The organism is Rhodovarius sp., from assembly GCF_040399605.1.
Taxonomy (GTDB): Bacteria; Pseudomonadota; Alphaproteobacteria; order Acetobacterales; family Acetobacteraceae; genus Rhodovarius; species Rhodovarius crocodyli_A.
On the sequence record NZ_JBBARU010000116.1, the window covers coordinates 1 to 7,366 of the forward strand.

Genomic DNA, 7,366 nt, shown 5'->3' on the forward strand with positions numbered 1-7,366 from the left:
AGGTGCAGGAAACTAAGTTTCCTGCTGGGGTGCTCGAGGGGCAAAGCCCCTCGAATTTTTCTCGCGCTCCATAATTTTTCACCAGGGCATCAAAGATATGATTCCAGACTGTGCTGCGGCGCGCTTGGCCTTCTCAGCCCATCACCCATTCCTCACCTTCGCGCCGGACCAGCCCATCCTCCTCCAGCATCATCAGATTGGCCAGCAGGCTGCGGCTGGCGGCACCCTGCAGCTTGGGGTCCATCGGGCCATAGACCGGGCCGACCAGGGCCACGGCACTCGCCCGGCCCACTTCGCGCAGGGCGGCGACGACCCGGGCTTCGCGCCGGCGGCGATGGGTGGCGAGGGCATCGAGGAATGGCATGGGTTCGGCCAAAGGCGGGCCATGGCCGGGGAGGTAGAGGTGGTCCAGCCCTTCGCGCGCGCGCAGCTTGGCCAGGGAGTTCATATAGGCCCGCATATTGCCATCGGGCGGGCTGACCACGGTGCTGCTCCAGCTCATCACGTGATCGGCGGAGAACATCACGCCATTGCCTTCCATCGCAAAGGCGAGGTGATTGGCGCAATGGCCTGGGGTGTGGATGGCCTTCAGGCGCCAGGCCTTGCCCTCCACCGCATCGCCATCGGCGAGGCGTATCATGGGGTCGAAGGCCTCATCGCCGCCGGCACCGGCGGTCATATGCGGGCCAAAGCCATAGGTGGGGGCGCCGGTGGCGGCGGCGAGGCCGGCGGCGCCGGGGGAATGGTCGCGATGGGTGTGGGAGATGATGATGTGGGAGACCACCTCGCCATCCAGCGCGCGCAGCATTGCCTCCAGATGGGCCGGATCCTCCGGCCCCGGGTCGAGCACGGCGACCTCGCCCTCGCCGATGATCCAGGTGTTGGTGCCGCGCCAGGTGAAGGGGCCGGGATTGTTGCACAATAGCCGCCGCACACCGGGCGCCACATGCTGAATCTGGCCATGGATTGCGCTGTCATCGCGCAGGAAGGGAATGTTCAACGCTTCGTCCGTTTCATCTCGCGGTGGAGGATATAGAGGCCGGCGGCGATGATCATCGCAGCCCCGGCCAGCATGGAAAGCCCCGGCCATGTGCCAAAGACCACAATGCCCAGTACCGTGGCCCAGAGAATGGAGGTGTAGGAATAGGGCCCGAGCGAACTGACCTGCGCCGAGGCATAGGCTTCGGTCAGCATGACCTGGGCGACGCCGCCGATCAGCCCCAGGGTGAGCAGCATGGCCAATTCCCATGCCGTGGGCGTCACCCAGAGGAAGGGCAGGGTTGCGCCGGTGAAGAGTGTCATCAGCAGCGATTGCCACATGACGATGGTGGTGGATTTCTCGGTGGCCGAAAGCCCGCGCACCAGCATGGTGGTGAAGGCCGAGAAGACGCCTTGCAGCACGGCGAAGGTGATGCCCACCGCGTGCTCGCTATCCACCCCGCCGCTGAAGGCGCCCTGGCCGGTGGCGATCACCATGATGCCGGCAAAGCCCATCAGCACCGCCCCCCAGCGGTGAATGCCCGGCCGCTCGCCCAGAAAGGGGATGGAGAGCAGGGTGACGAAGAGCGGCGTGGTGTAGGAGAGCGCGGTGTGCTCGGCCAGGGGCAACAGGGTGAGGGCGTAAAAGCTTGAACCCATCGCCGCCATGCCGGTGCAGGCGCGGAAGAAATGGGCGACGGGGCGCTTGGTGCGCAGCACGCCCCAATCGCCGCTGCGGCAGACGATGATGCCCACCACCGGCATGGCGAGGGCGCAGCGGAAGAACATCACCTCGGTGAAGGGCAGCCGCTCGCCCACCAGCTTCACCATGGAGGACATGATGGTGAAGAGTGCGGTGGCGCCCAGCATGAGCAGGGCGCCACGGCGGATATCATGCCGCAATGCCATGCCGCCGCTCCCTTGCCCGCACACGCTCACGATGCATCGAATAGAAGCCGGCGGCGATGATGATGGCCGCGCCGTAAATCGTGGTGCCCCCTGGGATTTCGGCGAAGATCAGCCAGCCGAGCAGCACGCCGAAGGGCAGCACGGAATATTCCAAGGGCGCGATGGCCCCCACCGGGGCGAGGGCGAAGGCGCGGGCGAAGAGCATATGCGCCACCGCATTGGCGCAGCCAAAACCCAGCAGGGCGAACAGCGCCGTGGGTTCCAATGGCAGCAGCGAGACCGGCGGTGGGAAGAAGGGCAACATGACGAGGCCCAAGGGTAAATGCGCCAGCATCAGCCAAAAGGAGATGGTGGCGGCATTATCGGTGCGCGAGAGCAGCCGGGTCCAACTGCGGCTGAGCGCCATGCCGACCACGGCAAGGATCAGCAGCGCCGATTCCCAGCGCCAGAGCGCACCGCCGGGCTGGAGCATGACCAGCGCGCCGGCAAACCCAACCACACAGGCCAGCCCCCGCCGCCAGCCCACCCGCTCGCCCAGCATGGGGATGGCGATCAACGTCATGAAAATCGGCGCCAGCGCTGCCACGGCATAGCTGTCGGCAAGGCCAACCCCGCGTGCCCAACAAAAATACCAGATGATGGCGACCAGGGCATGCACGCAGGAGCGCCAGGCCACGAGGCGGCGGTTTTTGGGCCAGATCGAGCGCCCACCGGCCATGGCCAGAACGGCCAGACCGCCCACGGCGCCGCGCCACATCATCACCCCCGCCACCCCCACCTGCGGCAGGGCGTATTTCACCGCCGCATCGGCACAGGAGATGATGCCATAGCCCAAGGCAGCGAAGAGGATGCCGCGCAGCGCGGCATCCATGGGGGTGGGGTTCTCAGCCAAGCACGGCTTCGGCCTGCATGCAGGTGGCGCCCTTGTCATCGCGGCTTTGCAGCCGGGCGGTATCGCCCTCCATCACCGCATGCAGCGACAGCGTATTGCCGGCAAAGGCGGGGCGCAGGCCGCGGAAGGAGAAGCTGGCAAGCCGGCGCCCCGGCGCCTGTGCCATGGCATGGGCGGCGAGCAGCGTGGCCTGCAAGGGCCCATGCACGATCAGGCCCGGATAGCCCTCCACCTGGGTGACATAGGGCATATCGTAATGGATGCGGTGGCCATTGCCGGTCAGCGCCGAGTAGCGGAAGAGGAAGAGCGCGTCGGGCTCGGTCACCCGGGTGATCTCGCCCGGGGCGGGGATGGCGGGGGTGGCGGGCTTGACCGCCGCACCCTCGGCGCCGCGATAGACGATGTCATGCTCCTCCTCGAGCACGGGCCCGCGCGGGCCTTCGATGCTGTGGGCCACAGTGACGAAGACCAGATCGCCCGAGCCGCCGCTCTTTTCGCTGATCGCCTTGATGGTGGAGATGCGGGTGACGGTCTCATCGGCGCGGATTCCGGCCTCAAAGAAGCGCAGCCGGCCGCCGGCCCACATCCGCCGCGGCAGATGATGCACCGGGGGGAGGAAGCCGCCGCGCTTGGGGTGGCCATCGGGGCCGATGCCATCGGGGCGCTTCCAATCCTGGAACAGCATCCAGTGCCAAAGCGGTGGCATCTCGGCCATCGGCGTATCAATGCCCAGGGTTGCGGCGAAACCCTCGATCAGCCGGGGGTCGGCACGGTCGGTCCTGGTTTCGGTTTTTCCCAGGAAGTCATCATAGGCGCTCAATATTTTAATCCTCGCGACGATAGAGCCGGTAGCCCTCAAAGCTGATGGCCACGCGATAATGCGAAAAGGCCTCGGCAAAGAGGGGGTGGCGGCCGAAATAAGTGAGAAGGTCGAATTCCTGGCCCCCGCAGGCGGCAATGCCGGCGCGCTCGGAGACCAAGATGGCGGCGGGCGGCGCGCGGGCGAAATCCTCGGCCACGGTGCGATAGACGAAGAATTCGGTGCGCGACATCTCCCAAGGCTCGCGGTAGCGCGCGCCATTGCGCGGGCATTGGCCATAGACGCCCTGCAAGAGCCACAGCGTCATAGTGCGCAGCGTGGTTTGCGCCTGGGCGTAATTCAGCGCGGGATAGACCTCGACCACTTCGGGGCTGAGCACCAGCAGGCGCTCGCCATAGGCCTCAAGGCGCAATTGCTCGGCGATGGCACCGCCGCGCGAACTGCCCCAGGTGAATTGCCGATAGGGCATTTCATTGCCCTGCAAATGGAACAGCGCCAAGGCGAAGGCGGCCAGCGCCGCCGCAGGTGCCGCCGAGCGCTCCGCCCGGGCCGGTGCCAGCGCCCGAATGGCCCAATGCCCGGCCAGCATGGCCACCACCAGCCCGCTCCACAGCTTGATGGGCAAGACATGATAGGACCAGCCGCGATGCTGCACCCAGGCGGCGATGAAGCCGCCCAGCGCCGCCATGGCAAAGGGCCGGGCCAGCATTGGCCCGCCGCGAAAGGCCAGCACCAGGCAGGGCAGCAGCAGCAGCAGCGCGGGCAGCATGCGGTCGGTCAACAGCACCTGCCATAGGGTGAGGCCACCCAGGTTGAGGTAATTATCCACCACCAGCGGCACCACCTGGGTGAGATAGGCGGGGAATGCCAGCGGCAGGCTGAGCAGGTAAAGCGCCCAGATGGCGGCCATGATCCAGGCAATGGGGTCGCGCAGCACCCGGCTTGGCCCCAGGCAGCACAGCACCCATAATTCGACTAGGGCCGGGATCGCCAGGAAATGCGGCTTGATGGCAAAGCCCACCGCAGCCAGCACGGCGATGCCCAGGGTCGGCCCGGCCGCCATGGCCTCACCCTCGGCGCGCAATGTCGCCAGGGTGAGATAGGGCAGCGCCATGATGAGCATCAGATGCTCGCGCTGGCCGAAATCATAGCCAGCCCCCAAAAGGGTGAGCGCCATGGCGGCCTGGGTGACCTGGCGCAGCAGCGGCGCGAGGCGCAGTGCGGCCAGCACCCGCAGCGTCAGCATGGCAGCGCCCAGCATCAGCAGCAGCACGCAGAGAATAAAGCATTGCACCGCGGTGAGTGGCAAAATCTCGGCCAGGGCGGCGGGGATGATGTTGAGCACGAAGATCAGCGGCGGATTGACGTCGATGAGGTCAACATAGAGCCGCTCACCCTGCAGCCAGCGGCCGGAGAAATTCAGCACCGCCGCCACATCATGATTGATGGGCGGTGCGAGGGCGGCGAGCAGGAAAGCCAGGGCCGGCAGGCCGGCCAACAGAAAATAGAGATTATTCCGCGCGCTCTCCAGCCTTGTGGCCGGGCGCGGCGGGCTGGGCATGGCCAGGTTCAGCCTCTCCTGGGCATTGGGGTTTTCGGGGGCGCGCTGCATGGGTTTCCATGGCTAGTTTCGGCCCAAGGGCGGGCCGCGTCCACCTCTTTGCCATATGATCATGGCACAAATGCCACCAAGAGGCCGCGACCCTGGCTTGTTATGGCCGTTATTGCAGCCGAAAAGCCCCCTTGTGGAAGCAGATGAATATGCCCTGATGGATGCGGCCGAGCAGGCGATGTGGTGGTATCGCGCCATGCATGGCCATGCCGCGGCTGCCGTGGCTGACGCGCGGCCAGGGGGTGGCGCGCTGCTCGATGCCGGCTGCGGCACGGGCGGGTTTCTCGCCCGGCTGGGGCGGGCGGGTTGCGTGGGTTTGGAATATAACCCCGCCGCGGCCCGGCGCGCGGCGGAGAAATCGGCGGCGGCGGTGGTGGCGGGGAGTGTGAATGAACTGCCCTTTGGCGATGCCAGCTTCGCCGCCATCACCAGCCTTGATGTGCTCTGCCATGCCGGCGCTGAGCCGGCGGCGCTGCTGGCCGAGAGTTTACGGGTGTTGCGGCCGGGCGGGGTTTTGGTGCTGAACCTGCCCGCGCTGCCCTGGCTGAGCTCGGCGCATGATGCGCGGGTCTTCACCGTGCGGCGCTACAGCCGGGCCTCGATCACCGCCGAACTCCGCGCGGCGGGGTTTGTCGATATCCGCGCCCGGTATTGGAATGCGCTGCTGCTGCCGCTGATGATTTTGCAGCGCAAGGTGCTGCAGGCCGGGGCGGGCGCGCCCTCCGATGTTGGCGCCTTTCCCGCCTGGCTCGATACCCTGCTCTTTGCCGCCACCCGGCTGGAAGCGGGGCTGATGCGGCTGGGGCTGCAATTTCCGGTGGGCGGCTCGCTCATCGTCACCGCAACACGTCCCTGATGGATAAGCCTATGCAACACCCTGTTGGATTGTCGATTGTCGTGCCGGTCTATCGTGGCGCCGCCACGGTGGGGCGGCTGGTGGAGGCGCTCTCGGCCCTACAGCCCGCCGGGGGCATAGAGATCGTGCTGGTCAATGATGGCAGCCCCGATGACAGCGGCGATGTCTGCCGGGCGCTCGCCGCCTCGGCCAGCGTACCGCTCACCTATCTCGAACATGCGCGCAATTTCGGCGAGCACAACGCGGTTATGACCGGGCTGCGACATGCCCGTGGCGCCTATGTCATCACCATGGATGATGATTTGCAGAACCCGCCCGAGGAGGTGCTGCGGATTTATGACCATGCGCGGCTGGGTGGCTGGGATGTGGTCTATACCCGCTATGCCAAGAAGGAGCATGAGGGTTGGCGCAACCTTGGCTCGCGCTTTGCCAACAAGGTGGCGGATTGGCTGCTGGACAAGCCGCGCGGGCTTTACCTGTCCAGCTTTCGCTGCATGTCGGCCATGGTGGTGGCCGAGGTCACCAAATATCGCGGGCCCTACCCTTATGTGGATGGGCTGATCATGCAGGTGACGCAGCGCATCGCCTCCATTGAGGTGGCGCATTATCCGCGGGCCGAGGGGCGCTCGAATTATACGCTCAAGCGGCTGGCGCTGCTCTGGCTGAACCTTGCCACCAATTTCTCGGTGGTGCCGCTGCGCATTGCGGTGTTTGCCGGGGCGGCCATGGGGGTGCTGGGGCTGCTGGCGGCGCTGGGGGTGACGTTGGAGGCGATTTTCTGGGGCACGCCCTCGGGCTGGGCCTCGACGCTGGTGGTCTATCTGCTGCTGGCGGGGGTGCAGTTTATGATTTTGGGGGTGATGGGCGAATATGTCGGCCGCGCCTTCCTCTCGGCCAATGGCAAGCCGCAGGGTGTGGTGCGCGAGTTGATCGCCGCGCGCGACAGTGAGCGGGTGTCTTGATGATATATTGGGTGGTGCTGGCGGCGGCGATCTGCACCTCGCTGGTGGGGCAATTGCTGCTCAAAGCGGGCACCGGCGATGGCACGGGCAGTTTCATCACCCAGCTATTTCGCTGGCAGACGGTGGTGGGGCTGGGCTGCTATGGCGGGGCGGCGCTGCTGTATATTGTGGCGCTGCGGAAAATTCCGATGAGCGTCGCCCTGCCCTGCACGGCGGCGAGCTATGTGGTGATTGCGCTGCTGGGCTGGTGGTTCTTTGGCGAAGCCCTGGGGGCGCAGAAGATGGTGGCGATTGGCTGTATTGGGCTGGGGGTTATTCTACTGGCTGCTGCCTAGGC

The 7,366-nt window shown here is 66.1% G+C and carries 8 protein-coding genes; 3 read left to right on the forward strand and 5 right to left on the reverse strand.

The annotated features are described in order from the left end of the window. Window positions 1–133: 133 nt before the first annotated feature. From ABWP84_RS17570 to ABWP84_RS17590, 5 genes are read right to left on the reverse strand one after another with little or no spacing between them, the layout of a single operon-like run. On the reverse strand, window positions 134–1,000 hold the full coding sequence (locus ABWP84_RS17570) for an MBL fold metallo-hydrolase (protein ID WP_353213323.1): 867 nt from the start codon (window positions 998–1,000) through the stop codon (window positions 134–136). Continuing rightward, a complete protein-coding gene (locus tag ABWP84_RS17575; RefSeq protein ID WP_353213324.1) occupies window positions 997–1,887 on the reverse strand; it encodes a DMT family transporter in 891 nt (296 codons plus the stop codon). The genes ABWP84_RS17570 and ABWP84_RS17575 overlap by 4 nt, the downstream gene beginning before the upstream one ends. Further along, complete coding sequence (locus ABWP84_RS17580; protein WP_353213325.1) at window positions 1,871–2,779, reverse strand: DMT family transporter; 909 nt, start codon at window positions 2,777–2,779, stop codon at window positions 1,871–1,873. The genes ABWP84_RS17575 and ABWP84_RS17580 overlap by 17 nt, the downstream gene beginning before the upstream one ends. Beyond that, complete coding sequence (locus ABWP84_RS17585) at window positions 2,772–3,599, reverse strand: MaoC family dehydratase N-terminal domain-containing protein (RefSeq protein ID WP_353213326.1); 828 nt, start codon at window positions 3,597–3,599, stop codon at window positions 2,772–2,774. The genes ABWP84_RS17580 and ABWP84_RS17585 overlap by 8 nt, the downstream gene beginning before the upstream one ends. Before the next feature lie 4 nt (window positions 3,600–3,603). Then, window positions 3,604–5,211 carry a hypothetical protein gene (locus ABWP84_RS17590; protein WP_353213327.1) on the reverse strand — a complete coding sequence of 536 codons (1,608 nt, stop codon included), beginning with the start codon at window positions 5,209–5,211 and terminating at the stop codon, window positions 3,604–3,606. A gap of 133 nt (window positions 5,212–5,344) precedes the next feature. Here ABWP84_RS17590 and ABWP84_RS17595 point away from each other — a divergent pair, with 133 nt between their 5' ends. Genes ABWP84_RS17595 through ABWP84_RS17605 form a run of 3 tightly spaced genes read left to right on the forward strand, consistent with a single transcriptional unit; the run spans window position 5,345 to window position 7,364 of the window. Further along, window positions 5,345–6,067, forward strand: coding sequence for a class I SAM-dependent methyltransferase (locus tag ABWP84_RS17595; protein WP_353213328.1), 723 nt, complete (start codon window positions 5,345–5,347; stop codon window positions 6,065–6,067). An 11-nt stretch (window positions 6,068–6,078) separates the two neighbouring features. Next, window positions 6,079–7,029: a glycosyltransferase family 2 protein gene (locus ABWP84_RS17600; RefSeq protein WP_353213329.1), complete on the forward strand. Its 951-nt coding sequence runs from the start codon at window positions 6,079–6,081 to the stop codon at window positions 7,027–7,029. Then, window positions 7,029–7,364 (forward strand): SMR family transporter, encoded by a 336-nt coding sequence (locus ABWP84_RS17605; protein ID WP_353213330.1) that lies wholly within the window; start codon window positions 7,029–7,031, stop codon window positions 7,362–7,364. The genes ABWP84_RS17600 and ABWP84_RS17605 overlap by 1 nt, the downstream gene beginning before the upstream one ends. Window positions 7,365–7,366: the final 2 nt, after the last annotated feature.